The following is a 21865-nucleotide window of genomic DNA, read 5'->3' on the forward strand; positions in this document are numbered from 1 at the left end:
CTCCCTCTTCATTTAATCTATCTTGTTCTCGATTATTTTTTTGCTGCGTTTAGAGAACGGATACGGCTTGCTAGCGAGTAAAGACGAATGAAACCACCAGCATGGCTTTGGTCATAAACATCATCAGCGCCGAATGTAGCGAACTCTTCTGAGTACAAGCTGTTATCTGAACGTTTTTGCGTTGCAGTTGCTTGACCTTTGTAAAGTTTAATCACGACTTCACCGTTTACGTCTTCAGCCAATGATTCCGCTGCCGCCATGATTGATTTACATAGTGGAGTGAACCAACGACCATCGTAAACAAGTTGAGAAGCTTTGATGCCTAGCTCTTCACGGAATTCAAACGACGTTTTATCTAGTACAAGTTGCTCTACTGCACGAAGCGCTTCCATCATGATGGTGCCTCCAGGAGTTTCGTAACAACCACGAGATTTCATACCAACAAGACGGTTTTCAACGATATCGATACGACCGATACCGTGTTTTGCACCCACTTCGTTAAGCGCAATCAATGCTTCGTATGGTGATAACTCTTTACCATTTAGCGCAACCACTTCGCCTTTTTCAACTTTAATGGTTAAGTATTCAGCTTCGTTTGGTGCTTTTTCTGGATCGGTTGTCCAAGCCCAGCAATCATCGTTTGGCGCGTTCCAAGTGCTTTCTAAAACGCCACCTTCAGTTGAGATGTGCCATGCGTTCGCATCACGAGAGTAGATTTTAGTCAGCGATGCAGTACATGGGATATTACGTTCTGCTAGGTAGTCTAGACACTCTTCACGGCTCACTAAATCCCATTCACGCCATGGTGCAATTACGTGTAGGTCTGGTGCTAGTGCAGCGAATGCACCTTCGAAACGAACTTGGTCATTACCTTTACCAGTACAGCCGTGAGCCAGTGCATCAGCACCAACTTTACGAGCCACTTCAACTTGTGCTTTAGCAATGATTGGACGAGCCATTGAAGTACCTAGAAGGTATTTACCTTCGTAGTATGCGCCTGTTTTTAGTGTTGGGTAAATGTAGTCTTTTACCATTTCTTCTTTCAGGTCAACGACGTAACATTCAGAAGCACCTGATGCTAGTGCTTTTTCTTCAACGCCAACCAACTCATCAGCACCTTGACCAACATCGGCCACGAAAGCCACAACTTCACAACCATAGTTTTCTTTTAGCCATGGGATGATTACTGAGGTATCAAGACCGCCAGAATAAGCCACTACTACTTTATTTACGTTTACTTTACTCATTTGTTCTACTCTCCATTTCCTGGCTCTGCGCTTGGCGGTCAGTGCTCAGGCTATATACAAAACTCTACGACTTAGTGAGGTAAAAATTGGGTGCCAATATTTTCACCGGCAAATAATTGGGTTAATTTTTCAGGGTAGCGCCAACTCGCAACCTCAACAGGACGACCTAAATCTTTCGCAGCTTCTAACGCTGCTTTCACTTTTACGATCATCCCATCTGTAATAACTTTTGCTTCAATCAACTCATCAGCATGTTGTTCATCTAAGCGATGAATCAAATGGCCTTTGCCATCAAGTACACCACTCACATCGGATAACAGAGCAACTTCAGCATCCAATGTTTCAGCAACCGCAACAGCCGCTTGGTCAGCATTCACATTCATCATTTGGCCCTCTTTTGTTAGGCCGATAGAACTAATGATAGGCAATGCATGCGCGTCTAGTAGAGCATTTAGAATCGTGGCATCGCCAGCTGATGCTTTGCCAACAGCACCAAGTTCAGGATCGAGTTCTTCTACTTGGCATAAACCACCATCACCTAAACATAGCCCCACAGCATTCAGACCATCTTTAATTGCTTGACCTTGCAGTATTTTATTTGCAGTTCCGGCTAACGCCCCAGCAATCACTGGAATTTGATCATAAGGGGTGACACGCAAACCATTTTTCTTGATGGTCTCAAGCTGCAGTTTATTCATTAGATCGTCGACCAAATAACCACCACCATGCACTACGACGATTCGTCGGTGGGCTTGGTTTTGATACTCTGCCATGGCACCAAACAATTTGCTTAGTGTCTCTGTGCTTGATAAAGCAGCACCACCTAACTTAATCACCAAAGGACGTTGTTGTGTATCCGACATGTTGGATCCTTAACTCTACACGGTTAACTCTTAGAGGCAGTAAGTCGATGAACTTATGTCACCGAAACCGTAATGAATGTTTAAACATTGCATTGCTTACGCTGATGCACCCTTTAACAAATTTTCCATCGCTGTAATAACAATGATGTACTCGCCAGGTCGTTACAAAATTATTTTCCTGCGACCTCACTATTGGCGTGAACATGTAAAGCTGCTAGCTTGAGCTCTGGGCGTTTTCTCACCATCAAGTTCTATTTGGCTTTCGTGTCGCCATTTGTGCCTATGATGATGGTTTTAGCACCTAAACTTATTCAAAGTACTCGATAAAAGCCGACATTTAAAATTGAGTATAAATTTTTAAAATAAAGCTTAATTCGGTTTTTTATTCATTAAAAGTGATTTAATATGTGTTTTACCTTCTCAGCGTATTTCTGTCAATAGTAGGAGCAAAGTTTCTATGCAATTACCTAGTTTTCTTGAGGTTTATGAAGGACTCATTTCAACCTCTTCAATCAGCGCGACCGATCCAAAATTGGATGAAGGAAACGCAAAAGTGGCCGAATTACTCGCCACTTGGCTTACTTCGCTAGGTTTCAAAGTCGAGACAGAACAAGTTGAACCCGGTAAAGTCAATCTAATGGCTAAAAAAGGTGAAGGTGAAGGTGGGCTAATGTTTGCAGGCCATACCGATACCGTCCCTTACGATGCTGGCCGCTGGAATTTTGATCCTCACGCTCTCACCCAAGCCGACAACCGTTTCTATGGTCTTGGTACCGCTGATATGAAAGGTTACTTTGCTTTTGTGATGGAAGCTGTGAAAAAGATCGATGATTGGAGTAAACAGAAAAAGCCTATTTATATCGTAGCAACCTGTGACGAAGAGACCACAATGCTTGGTGCACAGCACTTCGCAAAAAACTCACCCTTTAACCCTGATTACTGCATCATTGGTGAACCCACAGGATTAACGCCTATCTATGCACATAAAGGTCATATGGCTAATGCGGTGCGTGTCACCGGTAAATCGGGACACTCTTCTAACCCGGCCTTTGGTGTGAATGCGATCGAAATCATGCACGAAGTGCTGTACGCACTTATGCAACTACGTGATACTTTAGTGAAGAAATACCATCACCCTGGTTTTGAAATACCACACCCCACACTTAACCTTGGTCATATCCACGGGGGCGACAGTGCCAACCGAATTTGTGGCTGTTGTGAACTGCATTACGATGTGCGCCCATTACCAGGAATGAGTTTAGATGGACTAAACAATTTACTGAAAGATGCACTTAAAGAAGTTGAAGCTAAGTGGCCAGATAGAATTCAAGTTACGCCTTTACACGGTTCAATTCCAGGCTATGAATGTGATCACGATCATCCATTCGTGCATGACGTCAGTGAAATAGCAGGTAAAGAAGCTGAAACAGTTAACTACTGTACTGAAGCGCCATACCTACAAGAAGTCTGTCCAACTATCGTTATGGGGCCTGGCTTAATTGACCAAGCTCACCAACCAGATGAATACCTCGCCTTTGAGTATATCGACCCGACGATCGATATACTGTCAAAAGCAATGTACAAATATTGTTTTTGATGCATAAAGACTGAAAGATCGTACTTTTGAAGCACGATCTTTCATTCATATGCACTTTACATGAAAGAAAGTTTCACTTGAGATGTTGATAAGCAACAGATTACGACGAAATCCGTTCAATTTTTGATACAACTCAAGCAAAGCCGTGCGATTTGACGCCAGTATACAACTGTAGTTAGATTGTGTAGCTAACAAAAAAACATTGGATGTAATTTTTTTTCAAAGCAGGACGACGACAATGAACGAGAAATACGCTGCTCTCAAAAGTAACGTGAGTATGCTTGGACGACTCTTGGGTAAAACAATCCAAGATTCTGACGGCGACGTTATTTTAAAGAAAGTAGAAACAATAAGAAAACTGTCAAAATCAGCCCGTAAAGGGAATGAAGAAGACAGACAACGACTGATAGAGCTAATTGAAAATCTTCCCGATAATCAAATGACTCCTATCGCTCAAGCATTTAACCAATTTCTTAATCTCACCAACATTGCCGATCAATATCACAGCATTTCTCGTCACTGTGACGAGTATATCTGTGAACCCAATCCCCTCAGTGCACTCTTCGATAAGTTAGATGAAAACCAAGTGAGTAAACTCGATAGCGCTCAAGCTATCCGAGACTTAAACATCGAACTTGTTCTCACTGCTCACCCAACTGAAATCGCTCGCCGTACGATGATCAATAAACTGGTCAAAATCAATGAGTGTTTATCAGAATTAGAGTTAAGTGAGCTCTCAGAGAAAGAGCGTCACCGCACTGAATTGCGTTTGGAACAATTGATCGCACAATCATGGCATTCTGATGCCATTCGTAAACAACGACCAACTCCGCTCGACGAAGCTAAATGGGGCTTTGCAGTTGTAGAAAACTCACTATGGAAAGCAGTACCTGATTTTTTACGCGACTTGGATGACCGCCTAAAAGATTACTATGACCAAGGCTTACCTATTGATGCCCGCCCCGTGCACTTTTCTTCTTGGATGGGAGGAGACCGAGACGGCAACCCATTTGTCACACATACCATAACTCGTGAAGTTTTGCGGATGTCACGCTGGAAAGCAGCTGACCTTTATCTTGCTGATATCAATGACTTAATCAGTGAGTTATCGATGGTTAAATGTAACGATAAAGTTCGTGAACTGGCTGGTCCAGAAGAGCATGAACCTTACCGTGCCATTTTGAAAAGTATTCGCGCTTTGCTTCAAGAAACCAAAGATGTGTTGGATGCAAAAATCAGCGGTCAAATCTTAGCGGTCAAAGCGCCACTTAGAACATCAAAACAGCTGTGGGAACCGCTACATGCATGCTATGAGTCTTTACATGAATGTGGCATGGGAGTCATCGCTGATGGCCTGTTACTCGATACACTACGTCGAGTAAAAGCATTTGGCGTTCACTTGGTTCAGTTAGATATTCGCCAAGAAAGTACCCGTCACTCAGACGTTCTTTCAGAATTAACTCGCCACCTTGGCATTGGCGATTATGATCAGTGGACTGAACAAGACAAAATCGCGTTCTTAACGAATGAACTCGCATCTAAACGCCCACTGCTACCGCTTGATTGGGAGCCATCTCCTGAAGTACAAGAGGTCATTGATACTTGCCGTATCGTGGCAGCACAACCGCGTGAAGCATTTGGTGCCTACGTCATCTCTATGGCTCGTACTGCGTCAGATGTACTTGCTGTACACCTATTGCTGCAAGAAGCTGGCTGCCCTTATCGCATTGATGTTTGCCCACTATTCGAAACTCTTGATGACTTGAATAACGCCGAAGGTGTGATGACACAGTTATTGAATATCGATCTCTACCGTGGCTTTATCAACAATCATCAGATGATCATGATTGGTTATTCCGACTCAGCGAAAGACGCTGGCGGCATGGCTGCTGGCTGGGCACAGTATCATGCAATGGAATCATTGGTTCGCGTATGTGAAAACGTTAATGTCGAATTAACACTGTTCCATGGTCGTGGCGGTACAACAGGTCGTGGTGGTGCGCCAGCTCATGCAGCTTTGCTTTCTCAGCCACCGAAGAGTTTGAAAGGCGGCTTGCGAGTGACAGAGCAAGGAGAAATGATTCGCTTTAAACTCGGCTTACCTGAAGTTGCGGTAAATAGCTTCAACATGTACGCCAGTGCCATTCTCGAAGCCAATTTGCTACCGCCTCCTGAGCCGAAGCAAGAATGGCGTGACCTAATGGAAGTGCTCTCTGAAGTGTCTTGCGAAGCATACCGCAAAGTTGTTCGTGGTCAGCCTGAATTTGTCCCTTACTTTCGTCAAGCGACTCCGGAACAAGAACTGGGTAAGTTACCTTTGGGATCTCGCCCTTCTAAGCGTAATCCAAAAGGTGGTGTTGAAAGCTTGCGTGCGATTCCTTGGATTTTCTCATGGAGTCAAAACCGTTTAGTTTTACCGGCTTGGTTAGGTGCTGGCGAAGCCATTCAATATTCAATTGATAAGGGCCATCAAGCTTTATTGGAAGAAATGTGCCGTGAGTGGCCTTTTTTCTCAACGCGCTTGGGTATGCTAGAAATGGTATACACCAAATGTAACGCTAAAGTGGCACAACATTACGATGAACGTTTGGTGGATGAAGAGTTACGTCCGCTAGGCGAACACTTGCGTACTCAGCTAGAGAAAGACATCAAAGCGGTATTGAACGTCGAAAACAACGACAATCTTATGCAGAGTGACCCATGGGGACACGAGTCATTCCGTTTACGTAATATCTACGTTGAACCATTGAATATGTTGCAAGTTGAGCTGCTTTACCGTACCCGTAAAACTGAGACTCCGAGTCCAGAATTGGAAGAAGCGTTGATGGTAACCATTGCCGGAATCGCCGCAGGTATGCGTAATACAGGTTAACGTTCAGTATATTATTCTGTAAATACCCCAAAAGGTCGCAGTGATGCGGCCTTTTATTTGGCATCAGGATCTATATTGAGAATAATGTCAGTTTTTTTAGAGGTTCCTTATTGCTGTTCCACTTTATGCTTATTATTTAGATATACTACGTTTCCTTTGCGATAACCCTTTAATAATTATAAGTCGCAGTTCTAGGTGATTAACGGCTTTAAAGGTGGCAAAAATAGCACAGCAGTATCGTGCTCGAGGCTGCTTAAACTACAAATAATGAGTGCCATTAGAAGCACGGCTTGAGTTTAAGCTGAACATTTAAAGTTGATTAACACTTGGATTAAACACATGTCATTACCACACGTTATCCTTACTGTTCTAAGTACTCGTGATGCTACGGGATACGATATTACTAAAGAATTCTCGGCAAGCATCGGTTATTTTTGGAAAGCGAGTCACCAACAAGTCTATCGCGAGCTCAACAAAATGGGTCAAAATGGCCTAGTTACTTGCGTATTAGAACCACAAGAAGGCAAACCAGACCGTAAAGTCTACTCGATCACAGATGCTGGTCGCAGTGCACTAGGCGAATGGTTTGATCAACCAACCGCACACCCAACAGTTCGCGATGAGTTTAGCGCAAAACTGATGGCTTGTGCAGTACAACCATCGGCTCCGTTCCGTCTACAACTAGCAGACCTGATCGAAGAGTCTAAGAAACTGGTTCAACATTATCATGATATTGAAACAGCTTACTACTCTAACCCAGCCGAACTGGATACGACTCAACGTCTAGAACGTTTAACACTTCGTCGTAATCTATTGGTTCGCCAAGCTTGGATTGCTTGGGCAGAAGAAGTGCTTGTAGAACTAGAAGCACTTGCATAAACGTTCGTTAACACTGTGACCTTAATGAACAAAAAAAGGATGATGGCAACATCATCCTTTTTTAATGCGTAAATGGTACAAAGACACGATGTCTTTAGATTCCATCACCATACATAAAGTTTTGCGCACGGCCGTTAAATTGTTGATCCATATCGAGAGAAGGTTTAGCAGAAGTTGGGCGCCCAACCACTTTAGCGGGAACACCGGCTACGGTTGTATGAGCAGGGACAGGTTGCAGAACAACAGAACCAGAGCCAATTTTAGCCCCTTCACCCACTTCGATATTACCCAGAATCTTAGCACCAGCACCAATCATGACGCCTTCGCCAATTTTAGGGTGGCGGTCACCACTTTCTTTACCAGTACCACCTAAAGTAACATCTTGCAGGATTGATACATCATCACCAACTACCGCAGTCTCACCAATAACAATACCAGTCGCATGGTCAAGCATGATGCCACAACCAATTTTTGCTGCAGGGTGAATATCCACTTGGCATGCAACCGAGATTTGGTTTTGGAAATAGTTAGCCAATGCGACGCGGCCTTGTTTCCATAGCCAATTAGCCACACGATAACCTTGTAGTGCGTGGTAGCCTTTAAGGTACAGCAGCGGAATAGAATACATCGAAACTGCAGGGTCACGGTTAACGGTTGCACAAATGTCACAAGCTGCCGACTCTGCGATCTTACAGTCAGCTTCATACGCTTCTTCGATCACTTCCCTAACTGCCATTGCGGGCATAGAGGGCGTATTAAGGCGATTGGCAAGAATGTAGCTCAACGCGGATTTTAGGCTATCATGCTTAATAATCGTGGCGTGATAGAAACTCGCGAGCATTGGCTCTTGTTCTGATTGTTCACGCGCTTCTTTAACGATTGTTTGCCAGACTTTAGTTTGTGCACACTGCTTCATTACTTTATTACTCTGTCTTCGGCTGCGAGGTTCAATGATGGATAATTAAGCGATGGTATCCATTTTCACCGCTCAATGTCTACTAATTATCGCTCTGCTTTTTTATCACGCGCGAGCAGATCTTGCGCGGCGAGTCTGGCATCTTTGTCCTTATATAAAACTTGGTAAATCTGTTCCACAATTGGCATTTCAACACCGATACGTTGTGATAACAGCCAGACCTCTTTCGTATTTCTATACCCTTCAACCACTTGCCCTATTTCTTCTTGAGCAGTGTTGACGTTTTTCCCTTGGCCAAGAGCCAGGCCAAAGCGGCGATTTCGCGATTGGTTATCGGTACAAGTTAATACCAGATCCCCCAAACCAGCCATCCCCATAAAGGTTTCTGGTTGCGCGCCTAAAGCAGCCCCTAACCGACACATTTCCGCTAGACCGCGAGTAATCAGTGCAGTACGAGCATTCGCGCCGAACCCAATGCCGTCTGACATTCCAGCACCAATAGCAATGACATTTTTTACTGCGCCGCCAAGTTGCATACCAATAAAGTCATCATTGGCGTAAACACGAAATGATTTACTGCAATGGATTTTATCTTGCAGATCTTGAACAAATTGAGCATCAGGAGAGGCGACCGAAATCGCTGTTGGCATCCCCATCGCAAGCTCTTTTGCGAATGTAGGACCAGACAACACCGCGAGAGAGTGCTCTTTACCCAACACATCAAACACTACTTCTTGCAATAAACGTCCTGTATTAGGCTCCAAGCCTTTGGTCGCCCAACAGAGTCGAGAATCGCTTCGTAAAAAAGGTTTAATGTTATTAAGAACTATGCCAAAGACATGGCTAGGAACAACAATAAGGAGATCTTGGCTCGCTTGAACTGCTTTTTCCAAATCAGATTCAATAATTAAAGATTCAGGAAAATCAGCATCGGGAAGAAAAGCTCTATTGGCGCGATCGTGCTCGAGTTGAGCCATGTGATCTGGTTGATGCCCCCACAATACGACATTTTCACCATTGCGCGCGAGTGAGATAGCCAAAGCGGTACCATAAGACCCCGCGCCAATGACGGTCATCGAGATCGGTTTACCATATGGATTGTTCACATCTGCATGTTTCATGTTGTAGGCCTGATGGGTAGGATTTCATTCTATTTTAAACAAAAAAATGCACATCGCATCGGGTTTATTCGAAAGCTTTGTGCATTTTATACGATTTAAACATCACCACTTAACGTAGCGAAGCTCAAACTTATGCGTCGATTTTAACGCCTTGTTCTTCTGCTTGCTGTTGTAGGTAGTTCATGAACAGCGCATCGAAGTTAACTGGAGCAAGGTTAAGTTGTGGGAACGTGCCTTTCACAACTAAGCTTGAAATAGTTTCACGAGCGTATGGGAATAGGATGTTTGGACAGAACGCACCAAGGCAATGTGCTAACTGACCTTCTTCCATGTTTTCTGCGGTGAAGATACCTGCTTGTTGCACTTCACATAAGAACGCTGTGTCTTCTTCGTTTTTCACAGTCACGGTCAGACGTAACACAACTTCATAAGTCGCTTCACCTAGTTCACGGCTTTGAGTATCGAGATCCAATTTAACATCTGGATTCCAATCTTTTTGGAAGATAGCCGGTGAGTTAGGCGTTTCAAAAGAAACGTCTTTTAAGAAAATACGTTGAATAGTGAAGTTTTGTTGTGCTTCTTCAGCCATGGTTTTGTCCTTAATACTGATAAATTCGGGTCAAGTAATATGCTCAGAGAGTACTTGAGAGCAGATAAAATCACTAAATATCACCAAGAATACGTGGGAAATATCACATCTCTACTCGTAAAACGCTGGCTTTTTCGCCAGCACGCTCATCAATGAGCACATCACGCGTTACTTTTTACCACGAACAAGTGGCAAATTTGCTTCATTCCAGGAAATTAGGCCGTTTTTCAGTACAGAAACTTTTTCAAAGCCAGCTTTTGCCAGTAATTCTGCAGATTCACGCGCGGTCTGACCTGTTTTGCATACGACAATAATTGGGTCAGATTTATGACTTTCAAGGGCAGAGAAGTTACCACCTTTAATATCTGATGGTAAAACGTGACGAGCCCCCGTAATGTGACCACGTTTAAACTCTTCTTGGCTACGGATATCAACAACGACACCGCCTTCTTTATTCGTTAGAAAAGTCAGCTCAGAAGGAGAAATTACTTTTGCTGATGTAGTCGATGACTTGTAAAAATTAACGATCAAAGCAACAACTAGACCTACCCAAACGATGGATAGAAGCATGTGTTGATGTATAAATTCTATGTACTGGTCCATATCCTGTGCTCTAGCAATGGTGTTCAAAAACAGACAAGGAGTATAGCGAGGTTGCTAGCTTGACGCGAGCGCTTACCACTCATAAACCTTGCCTTCTTTTCGCTTTATGATCTCAAACTGAGATTTCACTAAGCTCTTGGGAAAGGAAATGCAGTGACTTTATCAATATGATCTTCGCCTAACGCCAACATTATCAATCGATCAATGCCAAGAGCGACACCCGCGCATGCTGGCAATCCTGCCTCTAACGCCGCAATCAAATGGTAATCAATCGGCTGGGATGTTAGCCCCATTTGCAGACGTTTTTGATTGTCTTGTTCAAATCGCAATAACTGCTCTTGAGCATTATCGAGTTCATGAAATCCATTCGCTAATTCGATCCCTTTGAAATACACCTCGAAACGATCAGCGACCCGCGGATCCTGCACATTTATTTTGGCTAATGCTGCCTGTGACGCGGGGAAATCATACACAAATGCAGGAACAGTTTGACCGATGTTGCCTTCTACACCAACGCTAAATAGCAGTTGTAATAAGGTATCCCGATCCTCTTCCGCGTCGGCGATATCACTTAAACCCAATTGAGATGCAGCTTGCTTCAACTCAGCCATACTGCCTTCTAATGGGCAAACGCCTAAGTGCACCTGGAATGCTTGTTGGTAGGTAAAACGCTCAGCGCGACCAACATTAAGAACGAGCTGGAGTAAGTCATCCATTTCATCCATGAGTTGGTAGTGATTAAACCCAACTCGATACCATTCCAACATCGAAAATTCCGGATTATGAAAACGGCCATTTTCTTCATTACGAAATGCTTTACCAATTTGATAAATGGAACCGCTTCCTGCCGCTAACAACCGTTTCATATGAAATTCGGGACTAGTCATCAAATATAATGTTCTACCATCCGCATACCCTGGCCCGACAAATTGGGTGGTAAACGTCTGCAAATGTATATCAGTCACAGTCGCATGACTCATGGCTGGAGTTTCAACTTCCAAAACCTCTCTTTCTGCAAAGAAACAGCGAATTGAATGTAATACCTTAGATCTGTGCTTCAGTTTTTCTATTGAAGCTGTTGGTTTCCAATCCTTTTCATTTAACTGATGCATTTATAATCACTCGTTAGCTTATCTTTCATATGAAATATTATCCGTAAATCCCATTTCCCTAAATTAGAACGTGATCTAAATCATGTATTGCGTAACTTTTATGTTTCTAATTACATAACTCAGGGAAATACGTATTGGAATCAAATTTCTGCTCATATTAATTCCATACACTATGCCTACCACATAAATTTTGCGTTAGTGGAAAGTGCGTTGGCTCAATTTTCTCGAATTCTGCTTGTTCATCGCACTACGAGAAGCTGGCACTAGATTCGAGAAACTAGCGGCCCAAATTAAAATAATTACACTGGAGGATAACTGTGAAAACGATCACCACAGATATCGCAGTCATCGGCGCTGGCGGCGCTGGTCTTCGTACAGCAATCGCAGCAGCAGAAGCAAACCCAGAGTTAGAAGTAGCTCTGATCTCTAAAGTTTATCCTATGCGTTCGCATACAGTAGCAGCGGAAGGCGGCTCTGCAGCGGTAGTCAAGGATGAAGATAGCTTAGACAATCACTTCAACGATACTGTCGGTGGTGGTGACTGGCTATGTGATCAGGACGTTGTCGACTATTTCGTTTCTCATTCTACCAATGAAATGATTCAAATGGAGCAATGGGGTTGTCCATGGAGCCGTAAAGAAAACGGTGAAGTGAACGTGCGCCGTTTTGGTGGTATGAAAATCGAACGTACATGGTTCGCAGCCGATAAAACTGGCTTCCACATGCTACACACTTTGTTCCAGACTTCCATCAAATACTCCAACATTAAACGTTTCGACGAATACTTTGTTGTCGACCTCATCGTAAACGATGGCGAAATCCAAGGCCTAGTATGTATCCACATGTCCGAAGGCGAGTTGGTCGTAATCAAAGCGAAGTCCGTTGTGCTTGCAACAGGTGGAGCTGGCCGTGTTTACCACTGTAACACTAACGGCGGTATCGTAACTGGTGACGGTATGGCACTGGCTTATCGCCACGGTGTTCCACTACGTGATATGGAATTCGTTCAATACCACCCAACAGGTCTACCTGGCACCGGTATCCTGATGACTGAAGGTTGTCGTGGTGAAGGCGGTATTATCGTCAACAAAAATGGTTACCGTTACCTACAAGACTACGGTATGGGACCAGAAACACCAGTAGGCCAACCTAAAAACAAATATATGGAATTAGGTCCTCGCGATAAAGTGTCTCAAGCATTCTGGCATGAACAACAAAAAGGCAACACTATCGAGCACCCTCTTGGTGACGTAGTAATGCTTGATCTTCGCCACCTTGGTGAAGATTACCTACACGAACGCTTACCATTTATCTGTGAACTAGCAAAAGCATACGTTAACGTAGACCCAGCGAAAGAGCCGATTCCAATTCGCCCAACAGTCCACTACACCATGGGTGGTATTGAAGCGAACATTGACTGTGAAACTCGTATTAAAGGTCTTTACGCTGTCGGTGAATGTGCATCTTCAGGTCTACACGGTGCAAACCGCCTAGGTTCTAACTCACTCGCTGAATTCGTTGTATTTGGCCATGTTGCTGGCGAAAACGCCGTGAAACATGCTGAAAGCTTTGCAGGCTGGAACGAAGATGCAATCAAAGCTCAAGTGAAAGACGTTGAAGATCGTATCAATGCTCTAATGAACCAAGAAGGTGATGAAAACTGGGCAGATATCCGTACTGAAATGGGTCACGCCATGGAAGCCGGTTGTGGTATCTACCGTGAAGAACACTTGATGCAAGCGACCATCGACAAATTAGCGGAACTTAAAGAACGCTACAAACGCATCAGCATTAAAGATAAAGGCAAAGTATTCAACACCGATTTACTTTACGCAATCGAAGTGGGTTACGGCCTAGATGTTGCTGAAGCGATGGTTCACTCAGCAATCTTACGTAAAGAATCTCGTGGTGCACACCAACGCTTAGACGAAGGTTGCACAGAACGTGATGATAAAGATTACCTAAAACACTCTTTAGCATTCCGCCAAGAAGGCGCAGCACCAAGTATCGATTACAGCCCAGTGACGATCACTAAGTCACAACCTCAAGCACGTCTGTACGGTGATGCTGCAGAAAAAGCAGCGGCAGCAGCAGAGAAAGCGGCACAAGAGGAGCAAAAATAATGGCAGCACAACGTGTTCAAAAAGTAAAAATCCTTCGCTACGATCCGGCGACAGATAACGAACCGCACTTTCAAAGTTTTGATGTGCCATGTGATGATACAACATCGGTTCTAGATGCGCTTGGTTACATTAAAGACCATCTAGATAAAGACCTATCTTTCCGTTGGTCTTGCCGTATGGCGATCTGTGGTTCTTGCGGCATGATGATCGATAACGTGCCTAAATTGGCATGTAAAGCGTTCTTACGTGATTATCCAAATGGTCTCACTATCGAACCATTAGCGAATTTCCCTATCGAGAAAGACTTGATTGTCGATATGACTCCGTTCATTGAGCGTCTAGAAGCAATCAAACCATATATCTTAGGTAACGATCGTAAACCGGAAGACGGTACTAACTTGCAAACTCCAGAAGAGATGGCTCGTTACAAACAGTTTGCTGGTTGTATCAACTGTGGTCTTTGCTACGCGGCATGTCCTCAGTTTGGTCTAAACCCTGATTTCCTCGGTCCTGCTGCTCTTACACTGGCGCACCGTTACAACCTAGATACTCGTGATAACGGTAAAGCAGAACGTATGAAACTGATTAACGGTGAAAACGGCGCTTGGGGTTGTACCTTCGTCGGTTACTGTTCAGAAGTTTGTCCTAAACACGTTGACCCAGCAGCAGCGGTTAACCAAGGCAAAGTGGAATCAACTAAAGATTTCATGATTGCAATGTTGAAACCTCAGGAGGCCTAAGGATGAGTAACCGTAAACCCTATGTCCGCGAAATGAAACGCACTTGGTGGAAGGATCATCCTTTCTACCGTTTCTACATGGTTCGTGAAGGGACTGTGTTACCACTAATTCTATTCACTCTTTTCATTACCATCGGTTTAGGTGCATTAGTGAAAGGTCCTGAAGCTTGGAACAACTGGTTGCACTTTATGGCAAACCCAATTGTGATTGCGATTAATATCGTAGCCTTAGCTGGTAGCCTATTCCACGCCTTCACTTACTTCAACATGATGCCTCAAGTTGTGCCTATTCGTGTTGGCGGCAAATTACTCGACAAGAAAATCATCGTTCTTAGTCAGTGGGCCGTTGTTGCTGTTATTTCATTAATCGTATTGTTTATCGTGTAAGGAGCTCATCGTGATTAATACTCATCCAAAACGTTCAGATGAACCGGTATGGTGGAGTCTCTTTGGCGCTGGCGGTACTTGGTTCGCAATGATTACACCAGTGACTATCTTAGTTCTGGGTATTCTTGCTCCGTTAGGCTTTCTAGATGCTGATGCTTTGAGTTACGACCGTGTTGTCGGTTTTGCGACCAACATTATTGGTGCGCTGATTATCATAGCGAGCATTGCCTTACCGATGTGGCATGCTATGCACCGTGTACACCACGGTATGCATGACCTTAAATTCCACACAGGTACATTTGGCAAAGTACTTTGCTACTTAATTGCAACCGTATTTACTATTTTGAGTATTGTATTTATCTTCATGCTCTTTTAGTCTCGGTAAGCGCCGGTGTGGTTTCACATCGGCGCTTTATTTTGCCCTATAGAAAACTAACTGCATAATAAAACAAATTAAATTAATAAGTTATATTGATAAACATCCCTTTGGCGTTCAATTTTTTAATATTTCAAGCTGAGGTATAGCTTAATGAGTGACTCCAAATCAGGGCAATGGCTCGCGGCCAAACCCCTACCACTAGTGATCATCTTGGTCTTATCTGTCATTGCTTGGCAGTTTGCACCACCAGAAGGTCTAACTCTTCCTGCCTATCATACGGCCATCATTTTTATTGCAACCATCGTTGGTATCATTGCTAACGTTATGCCAACTGGCGCGCTGGCTATCGTCAGCTTAGCGTTCTTCGTGGTATTGCATGCAGGCGGTGCAACCTCAGCGAAAGGCGCTATGGTTGACGGTATGACCAACTTTAATAATCCATTAATTTGGCTTGTTATTATTGCGTTTACTATCGCTCGCGCCTTTACTAAAACGGGTTTAGGCCGTCGTATCGCACTGTTATTGCTTAGCAAGTTTGGTCAATCAACGTTGCGTGTCGCATACTGCCTAGGTGTAGCAGACTTCTTAATTGCTCCAGCGACACCAAGTAATACTGCGCGTTCAGCTATTGTTTCTCCTATCGCAAACTCTTTAGCAAAAACCATCAAAGCAGATGACCGAAAATTAGGACAATTCCTTATTTCATCGTCAGCGGCAATCAATGATGCTTCTGCGGTAGGTTTCCAAACTGGCTTCTCAGGTAACCTTGCGTTAATCGGTATTGCTGCGAGCGTAGCAGGAATTAACTTAGACTTTGCTACTTGGTCTACTTACCTACTTGTTCCTGCTCTAGTCCTATTGGTGATTTTGCCGTTCATCTTGTACAAAGTGATCAGCCCGGCAACCAAAGAAACCCCTGAAGCGACTCATTTTGCCAAAGAAGAATTGAAAAAAATGGGTAAAGTGAGTGCGATGGAATGGAAGCTTGTATGCGTATTCTTAGGCTTAGTAATACTATGGGTTGGTGGACCGACTCTAGGTCTGTATTCAACCACTGCAGCCTTTATCGGTTTGGCTGTATTACTGCTGCTTGGCGTTTTAACTTGGGACGACATCAAAAGTGAGAAAGGTGCGTGGGATACCTTGGTTTGGTTTGCCGTATTGATGGGGATGGCCGATCACCTAAAAACTCTTGGTTTTACAGACTGGGTAGGTCACCAAATCTCGAACTTTCTCACCTCGACACTGGGTGGCGCGAGTCCTCTGATCTTCTTGTTAGCCATGATGACGTTTTATTTATTCCTAGCGTACTTCTTTGCTTCTGCTATCGCGAAAGTCGTTGCGATTACCCCAGTATTTATGGGCGCACTTATTTCGCTTGGTGTATCCCCAATGCTGGCTGTGTTAGCTATCGCTGGTATTAGTTCTTTGGGTTGTAACCTTGCAACCTACAGCCACGCACGTAACCCTCTTCTTATGGGGTACGGCTATCACTCAGATGGTGAATGGATGCGTATTGGTCTGGTGATTGCGATTAGCAGCGGGATTATCTTTATGATCTCGGGCCTCCTTTGGTGGAGTATCTTAGGTGTAACAATCTAATCCTTATCTTCCAGATAACAAAAAGGAGCGCATGCGCTCCTTTTTTCATTGAAGTGTGATTATTTCACACGACCAACGTATTCTGCGCTACGTGTATCTACTTTAATCACTTCACCAATTTGGATGAATAGTGGAACGCGAACAACTGCGCCAGTAGATAGAGTTGCTGGTTTACCGCCAGTGCCTTGAGTGTCACCTTTCAAGCCAGGATCAGTTTCAACAACTTCTAGCTCAACAAAGTTTGGTGGTGTTACCGCAATTGGGTTACCATTCCACAAAGTAAGCATACAAGTGTTGTTCTCTACCAACCATTTTGCGTTGTCGCCAACAGCAGCGAAATCTGCAGCGATTTGCTCGAAAGTTTCGTTGTTCATGAAGTGGTAGAATTCACCGTCTGTGTACAGGTAGTCAAGATCGATGTCCATTACATCAGCAACTTCTACTGAATCACCTGATTTGAAGGTTTTCTCTAGAACTTTACCACTCAGCAGCTTACGGATTTTAACGCGGTTGAACGCTTGACCTTTACCTGGTTTCACATACTCGTTTTCGAGAATGGCACAAGGCTCGTTATCAAGCATGATTTTGAGACCGCCTTTAAATTCATTCGTGCTAACAGTAGCCATTATTTCCTCTTACATTGTTCGAGTTAAAAAGTTAATGCCGCACATAATAACCCGAAAAGTCGAATCTGTTGAGCAAAACTGGCTCAAACAGCTAGCTAATGCGATCTCCGATCCCGCTTTATTACTAAAACAGCTCCATATCGACCCTTCACCGTGGGAAAGAGGGTTTGCAGCACGTCAATTGTTCCCTTTACGTGTGCCTCAAAGTTTTGTCGACCGCATGGAAAAAGGCAACCCTTATGACCCATTATTACGTCAAGTGTTGCCACTCACGCAAGAATTTGAAGTGCATGAGGGGTTTTCCAATGATCCGCTCGATGAGCAAGACAATGAAATGCCAGGCCTGCTGCATAAATATCGTAACCGCGCACTGTTAATCGTCAAAGGTGGCTGTGCGATTAACTGTCGTTACTGTTTTCGTCGTCATTTCCCTTATGCAGATAACAAAGGGTCTAAGGCGGTTTGGCAACAAAATTTAGATTACATCGCGGCCAACCCACAGTTAGATGAAATCATTCTATCCGGTGGCGATCCATTAATGGCTAAAGATCATGAGTTAGCTTGGTTGATCGATGGGATCGCAGCAATACCACACATCAAGCGCCTGCGTATTCACTCACGCTTGCCCGTTGTGCTACCTGCGCGAGTGACTCACGAGTTATGCCAACTATTGGGAAATACTCGCCTACAAACCATTTTTGTTACTCACATCAATCATGCCAATGAGATCAACGCTGAGCTTACAGGATGCCTGACTCAGCTCAAGCGTGTGGGAGTTACACTATTAAACCAAGGCGTCATGCTTAAAGGCGTCAATGACAACGTTGCCGCTCAAGTGAACTTGAGTAATGCCCTGTTTGATGCTGGTGTTCTACCCTATTACATGCATGTACTCGATAAGGTACAGGGCGCAGCGCATTTCTTTATCAGCGACCAAGAGGCCAAAGAAATTATGGCCGGAGTGATTACTCAGATATCAGGTTACTTAGTTCCTAAGTTAACCCGAGAAATTGGTGGAAGACCAAGCAAAACACCTCTCGATTTGCATTTAGAGTGAGAAGAAACTTGATCGATTAATATTCGTTATCTATACAAACAAAATATAGAGTCGAATGCCCAATTTAAAAACGGCATACTCCAGCGTTTTATGACCTAAAGGACAACGCCTACAATGCCGTTACTGACTTCTTTCTTCCACCTTGGTCCGTTCAGTTGGTCCGCTTTATTCTGCTGTGCGTTAAATGGATTATTGATTGGTGTTGAACGCCAAACTCGTGGCAAACCAGTCGGTATTCGGACCTCCATTCTAATCATCTCTGGCACCTATTTCTTTATGGCTATGTGTGTGTCCTTATCGCCTAATCCAATGGATCAAGCGCGGGTTCTTGGTCAGATTATTACAGGTGTCGGCTTTTTAGGTGCTGGCGTGATGATGACTCAAGACGGTAAAATTCATGGGGTGACATCAGCAGCGGTGATTTGGGTATTAGCCTCATTAGGGCTAATGATTGGACTTGGTTACTTAACCGAGTCGGTACTGATCACCGTATTAATGCTTGCCGTATTACTTGGTGTCGATAAGGTAGAAAACACCTTTCAAAGTTTACGCCGCGGTGTTCACCAAAAATTACGTCGTTCATTAACAGAAAGACGCACGATCTCTCACGATGTTGAACACGATAATATCTTGAGTTCAGAATCAGCAGATTCAGTTATCACTGAAACGGTTGAAAAAAGACAAGATACAGAAAGTAATAAGCCGTAGCATTTGCTACGGCTATCTTCTTATTACGTGTAAAAATCAGTCTTGGTAAATTTTTACTTGGTAGCCCTCTGCTGGGTCGTCATTAGCAACAAAGTCAACAAAGTGATGAATCGATGACAACGCATCTTCTTCGTAGTGTGTAACATATAACAGCTGAGTGAGATTGGCCGATGCGATTCGATTCAGTGCGTGATACACCAATTTACGATTGATGAAATCTAACCCTTGGTAAGGCTCATCTAAAATCAGCAATGCAGGTTGTTTGATCAATGCCCGACCGATAAGCAATAGGCGTTGACGACCATAGTCCAAACTACGAAATCCGGCTTTAGCCAACCCTTCCATTTCCAGAAGCTCTAACCAATAACGCGCTAACTTAATCTCTTTCGCACTAGGCTGTTGATATAGCCCGATAGAATCATAAAAACCAGAACACAGTACGTCTAAGGCAGAGCAGTTAACTCGATACTGTAAATGCAATGACGAAGACACGACACCAATGTGTTTTTTCACATCCCAAATCGTTTCGCCGCCGCCGCGCTTCATGCCCAACACCGTAATGTCGTTACTATAACATTGCGGATGGTCACCCATGATCAATCCCAATAAAGTACTTTTGCCGCACCCATTTGGACCGCGCACTTGCCAATGTTGACCTGCTTCGATTTTCCAGTTCACACCAGAGAAAATATTCGCATCGACATACTCCACTGACACATCATTCATAATGACACGAGGATTAGGGTATTGATCTTCTTTCTGCTCAGAAGCCATCAGCTCTACTAAGGCTTCACTGCGTGATTCAGAGAGCGCTCTCATTTGCTCGAGCAACGGATGATTTAACCAATCGTTACGCGTCATTGTTTGTGATAATGAGCTTTCGTCAAACAGCGCAATATGAGTAATAAATTCCGGTAATTCATCTTCGCGAGACGTGACAATCACTAACCGCATGGTTTGCGATAGCTCATTGAGTAGCTCTGATAATGTCGCTCGGTGGGCAATGTCTAACCCGGTATAAGGTTCATCGAGAATCAACAACTCAGGCTGGGTTGCTAATGCGCGAGCAAGCATTAAGCGACGTGTTTCTCCGGTGGAAAGCTGGCGAAAACCACGCTGACGTAACGCGACTAAATCGGTCTTTTCCAATAACGACTCTAATTCTTCGTCCGTACAACCAGCATCTTTGATTAACGCTTCCACTGTCGAGCCATAATCAATCCGATCCATAAAATCGGTATCATCATTGGCTAACTCAATATCTAATAATTTTTGTTGTTCATGCAATGAAACACAGCCAATGTGCTCGGGTTTAGATTCGATATCACCGGTGTCAGGCTGCTCCAACCCAGCCAACACAGCCACCAATAAAGATGAACCATGGCTATGAGTGGAAAACACTCCCCAATGTTGATTCGGCAATAATTCCCAATCATCAATACGAAGATCCACCGCACCGGTGTGATGTTTTAACTGCTTAATTCTCATACTTCCTGTCCTTAGTCTTACCCCTTGATATTAGTGATTGAACGGCAGTAACCAATATCTTCACTTAAGCGTGACTGGGTATTCCATATACTGCATAAAAATAGGAAGAATTCCTACCAAATTCTGGTCACGCCCTTATCGCTAAAACTCACTTTAGCCTTGTAACACATCGTTAAGGTCCGATAAACTCAGCAAATAGAAATCACAGCAACGCATTTGGGTTGCGGGAAGACTTACCTTTACATTAGGACGTATTATGAGCCGTATTGACTCACTGGAAAAACTGGCAGAACTTTATCCTCAGCCTCACCCTCTGGCAGTAAAAAAAGCCATTGATCATATCGACCCACACACACAGACTTTCATTGAGCACAGCCCGCTATGCATTATTGCAAGTCGTGACAATGAAGGATTTCTTGATACATCTCCTCGCGGCGGCTTACCGGGTTTTGTCAAAGTACTCGATGAACATACGATTGCGTTCCCAGACAGTGCTGGTAACAACCGTATCGATACACTTAAAAACCTAGTGGAAGACCCACACATCAGCTTGCTGTTTTTGATTCCAGGCATCAAAGAAGTGGTTCGAGTAAAGGGAACAGCAACACTGCATACTAATGAAGATTTGAGAAATCAGTGTTTAGATGGGAACAAACCAGGCAAGCTTGTGGTCAAAATAAATGTCCACAAAACGTACTTTCACTGCCCGAAAGCGTTGTTACTCGCTAAAGTCTGGGAAGCGGATGCCCAGATTGAGCGAGATTTTTTACCAAATATGCTGCAAATCATCAAAGATCAGCTACATATGAATGATGAAGAGTAACCTTTATCAGAATAGATAAAACCGGGATGATCCCGGTTTTTTTGTGCCTTTAGAGCAGACAGTGACAAAAAAAACCGCGAGCTAAGCTCGCGGTTTTTTAAAACAATGATTCGCGTGAACGAAACGTCATTGGG

Annotated in this window: 19 protein-coding genes and 1 pseudogene; 11 read left to right on the plus strand and 9 right to left on the minus strand. The window is 43.8% G+C overall.

Annotated elements, in window-relative coordinates:
• Positions 1-32: 32 nt before the first annotated feature.
• Together I1A42_RS14985 and argB are read right to left on the minus strand one after the other, a co-directional pair.
• Entirely contained in the window at positions 33-1247 is a 1215-nt protein-coding gene (locus I1A42_RS14985; protein WP_161153600.1) for an argininosuccinate synthase, read from the minus strand.
• Between the two features lie 71 nt (positions 1248-1318).
• Entirely contained in the window at positions 1319-2110 is a 792-nt protein-coding gene (argB, locus tag I1A42_RS14990; protein ID WP_161153599.1) for an acetylglutamate kinase, read from the minus strand.
• A gap of 457 nt (positions 2111-2567) precedes the next feature.
• Here argB and argE point away from each other — a divergent pair, with 457 nt between their 5' ends.
• The 3 genes from argE to I1A42_RS15005 all read left to right on the plus strand — a co-directional run bounded on the left by argE (position 2568) and on the right by I1A42_RS15005 (position 7458).
• Positions 2568-3707, plus strand: a complete 1140-nt coding sequence (gene argE / locus I1A42_RS14995; protein WP_196123935.1) for an acetylornithine deacetylase — start codon at positions 2568-2570, stop codon at positions 3705-3707.
• 238 nt (positions 3708-3945) lie between these two features.
• Positions 3946-6579, plus strand: a complete 2634-nt coding sequence (gene ppc, locus I1A42_RS15000) for a phosphoenolpyruvate carboxylase (protein WP_196123936.1) — start codon at positions 3946-3948, stop codon at positions 6577-6579.
• A 339-nt stretch (positions 6580-6918) separates the two neighbouring features.
• Complete coding sequence (locus I1A42_RS15005; RefSeq protein WP_161153596.1) at positions 6919-7458, plus strand: PadR family transcriptional regulator; 540 nt, start codon at positions 6919-6921, stop codon at positions 7456-7458.
• A 94-nt stretch (positions 7459-7552) separates the two neighbouring features.
• On the opposite strand, the gene cysE is transcribed toward I1A42_RS15005, so the two are convergent.
• The 5 genes from cysE to epmA form a co-directional block, all read right to left on the minus strand.
• Entirely contained in the window at positions 7553-8374 is an 822-nt protein-coding gene (cysE, locus tag I1A42_RS15010) for a serine O-acetyltransferase (RefSeq protein WP_161153595.1), read from the minus strand.
• A gap of 86 nt (positions 8375-8460) precedes the next feature.
• On the minus strand, positions 8461-9495 hold the full coding sequence (gene gpsA / locus I1A42_RS15015; protein ID WP_161153594.1) for an NAD(P)H-dependent glycerol-3-phosphate dehydrogenase: 1035 nt from the start codon (positions 9493-9495) through the stop codon (positions 8461-8463).
• Positions 9496-9625: 130 nt separating this feature from the next.
• Positions 9626-10084, minus strand: coding sequence for a protein-export chaperone SecB (gene secB, locus I1A42_RS15020; protein WP_161153593.1), 459 nt, complete (start codon positions 10082-10084; stop codon positions 9626-9628).
• Positions 10085-10252: 168 nt separating this feature from the next.
• Positions 10253-10687 carry a rhodanese-like domain-containing protein gene (locus I1A42_RS15025; protein ID WP_161153592.1) on the minus strand — a complete coding sequence of 145 codons (435 nt, stop codon included), beginning with the start codon at positions 10685-10687 and terminating at the stop codon, positions 10253-10255.
• A gap of 128 nt (positions 10688-10815) precedes the next feature.
• On the minus strand, positions 10816-11799 hold the full coding sequence (gene epmA / locus I1A42_RS15030; RefSeq protein ID WP_196123937.1) for an elongation factor P--(R)-beta-lysine ligase: 984 nt from the start codon (positions 11797-11799) through the stop codon (positions 10816-10818).
• A gap of 317 nt (positions 11800-12116) precedes the next feature.
• On the opposite strand from epmA, the gene frdA reads away from it, so the two are divergent.
• The 5 genes from frdA (at position 12117) to I1A42_RS15055 (ending at position 17029) form a co-directional block, all read left to right on the plus strand.
• Positions 12117-13922 (plus strand): fumarate reductase (quinol) flavoprotein subunit, encoded by a 1806-nt coding sequence (gene frdA / locus I1A42_RS15035; protein WP_196123938.1) that lies wholly within the window; start codon positions 12117-12119, stop codon positions 13920-13922.
• Positions 13922-14662, plus strand: coding sequence for a succinate dehydrogenase/fumarate reductase iron-sulfur subunit (locus tag I1A42_RS15040; RefSeq protein WP_161153589.1), 741 nt, complete (start codon positions 13922-13924; stop codon positions 14660-14662). Before frdA ends, I1A42_RS15040 begins: the two co-directional genes overlap by 1 nt.
• A 2-nt stretch (positions 14663-14664) precedes the next feature.
• Positions 14665-15048 carry a fumarate reductase subunit FrdC gene (frdC, locus tag I1A42_RS15045; protein ID WP_196123939.1) on the plus strand — a complete coding sequence of 128 codons (384 nt, stop codon included), beginning with the start codon at positions 14665-14667 and terminating at the stop codon, positions 15046-15048.
• Between the two features lie 10 nt (positions 15049-15058).
• A complete protein-coding gene (gene frdD / locus I1A42_RS15050) occupies positions 15059-15424 on the plus strand; it encodes a fumarate reductase subunit FrdD (protein WP_161153587.1) in 366 nt (121 codons plus the stop codon).
• A gap of 153 nt (positions 15425-15577) precedes the next feature.
• Positions 15578-17029, plus strand: a complete 1452-nt coding sequence (locus I1A42_RS15055) for a DASS family sodium-coupled anion symporter (RefSeq protein ID WP_196123940.1) — start codon at positions 15578-15580, stop codon at positions 17027-17029.
• Between the two features lie 59 nt (positions 17030-17088).
• On the opposite strand, the gene efp is transcribed toward I1A42_RS15055, so the two are convergent.
• Positions 17089-17655: an elongation factor P gene (gene efp, locus I1A42_RS15060; protein WP_161153585.1), complete on the minus strand. Its 567-nt coding sequence runs from the start codon at positions 17653-17655 to the stop codon at positions 17089-17091.
• A 34-nt stretch (positions 17656-17689) separates the two neighbouring features.
• Here efp and epmB point away from each other — a divergent pair, with 34 nt between their 5' ends.
• Together epmB and I1A42_RS15070 are read left to right on the plus strand one after the other, a co-directional pair.
• On the plus strand, positions 17690-18712 hold the full coding sequence (epmB, locus tag I1A42_RS15065) for an EF-P beta-lysylation protein EpmB (protein WP_161153584.1): 1023 nt from the start codon (positions 17690-17692) through the stop codon (positions 18710-18712).
• 114 nt (positions 18713-18826) lie between these two features.
• Positions 18827-19315, plus strand: a pseudogene (locus I1A42_RS15070) (MgtC/SapB family protein); the annotation flags it as partial.
• A gap of 141 nt (positions 19316-19456) precedes the next feature.
• On the opposite strand, the gene modF reads toward I1A42_RS15070, so the two are convergent.
• Entirely contained in the window at positions 19457-20908 is a 1452-nt protein-coding gene (gene modF, locus I1A42_RS15075; protein ID WP_196123942.1) for a molybdate ABC transporter ATP-binding protein ModF, read from the minus strand.
• Between the two features lie 256 nt (positions 20909-21164).
• Between modF and I1A42_RS15080 the strand changes: the two genes are divergently transcribed.
• On the plus strand, positions 21165-21731 hold the full coding sequence (locus tag I1A42_RS15080; RefSeq protein ID WP_196123943.1) for an MSMEG_1061 family FMN-dependent PPOX-type flavoprotein: 567 nt from the start codon (positions 21165-21167) through the stop codon (positions 21729-21731).
• Positions 21732-21865 lie beyond the last annotated feature (134 nt).

Origin of the sequence: Vibrio nitrifigilis (genome assembly GCF_015686695.1) — a bacterium.
Taxonomy (GTDB): domain Bacteria; phylum Pseudomonadota; class Gammaproteobacteria; order Enterobacterales; family Vibrionaceae; genus Vibrio; species Vibrio nitrifigilis.

Bases quoted from the DNA above. Each gene is read 5' to 3' on its own strand.
- gpsA (WP_161153594.1), bottom strand. From the start codon at position 9,495: ATGAAACATGCAGATGTGAACAATCCATATGGTAAACCGATCTCGATG.
- secB (WP_161153593.1), bottom strand. From the start codon at position 10,084: ATGGCTGAAGAAGCACAACAAAACTTCACTATTCAACGTATTTTCTTA.
- ppc (WP_196123936.1), top strand. From the start codon at position 3,946: ATGAACGAGAAATACGCTGCTCTCAAAAGTAACGTGAGTATGCTTGGA.
- frdC (WP_196123939.1), top strand. From the start codon at position 14,665: ATGAGTAACCGTAAACCCTATGTCCGCGAAATGAAACGCACTTGGTGG.
- I1A42_RS15005 (WP_161153596.1), top strand. From the start codon at position 6,919: ATGTCATTACCACACGTTATCCTTACTGTTCTAAGTACTCGTGATGCT.
- argB (WP_161153599.1), bottom strand. From the start codon at position 2,110: ATGTCGGATACACAACAACGTCCTTTGGTGATTAAGTTAGGTGGTGCT.
- cysE (WP_161153595.1), bottom strand. From the start codon at position 8,374: ATGAAGCAGTGTGCACAAACTAAAGTCTGGCAAACAATCGTTAAAGAA.
- efp (WP_161153585.1), bottom strand. From the start codon at position 17,655: ATGGCTACTGTTAGCACGAATGAATTTAAAGGCGGTCTCAAAATCATG.
- epmB (WP_161153584.1), top strand. From the start codon at position 17,690: ATGCCGCACATAATAACCCGAAAAGTCGAATCTGTTGAGCAAAACTGG.
- argE (WP_196123935.1), top strand. From the start codon at position 2,568: ATGCAATTACCTAGTTTTCTTGAGGTTTATGAAGGACTCATTTCAACC.
- I1A42_RS14985 (WP_161153600.1), bottom strand. From the start codon at position 1,247: ATGAGTAAAGTAAACGTAAATAAAGTAGTAGTGGCTTATTCTGGCGGT.
- I1A42_RS15055 (WP_196123940.1), top strand. From the start codon at position 15,578: ATGAGTGACTCCAAATCAGGGCAATGGCTCGCGGCCAAACCCCTACCA.
- I1A42_RS15025 (WP_161153592.1), bottom strand. From the start codon at position 10,687: ATGGACCAGTACATAGAATTTATACATCAACACATGCTTCTATCCATC.
- I1A42_RS15080 (WP_196123943.1), top strand. From the start codon at position 21,165: ATGAGCCGTATTGACTCACTGGAAAAACTGGCAGAACTTTATCCTCAG.
- modF (WP_196123942.1), bottom strand. From the start codon at position 20,908: ATGAGAATTAAGCAGTTAAAACATCACACCGGTGCGGTGGATCTTCGT.
- I1A42_RS15040 (WP_161153589.1), top strand. From the start codon at position 13,922: ATGGCAGCACAACGTGTTCAAAAAGTAAAAATCCTTCGCTACGATCCG.
- epmA (WP_196123937.1), bottom strand. From the start codon at position 11,799: ATGCATCAGTTAAATGAAAAGGATTGGAAACCAACAGCTTCAATAGAA.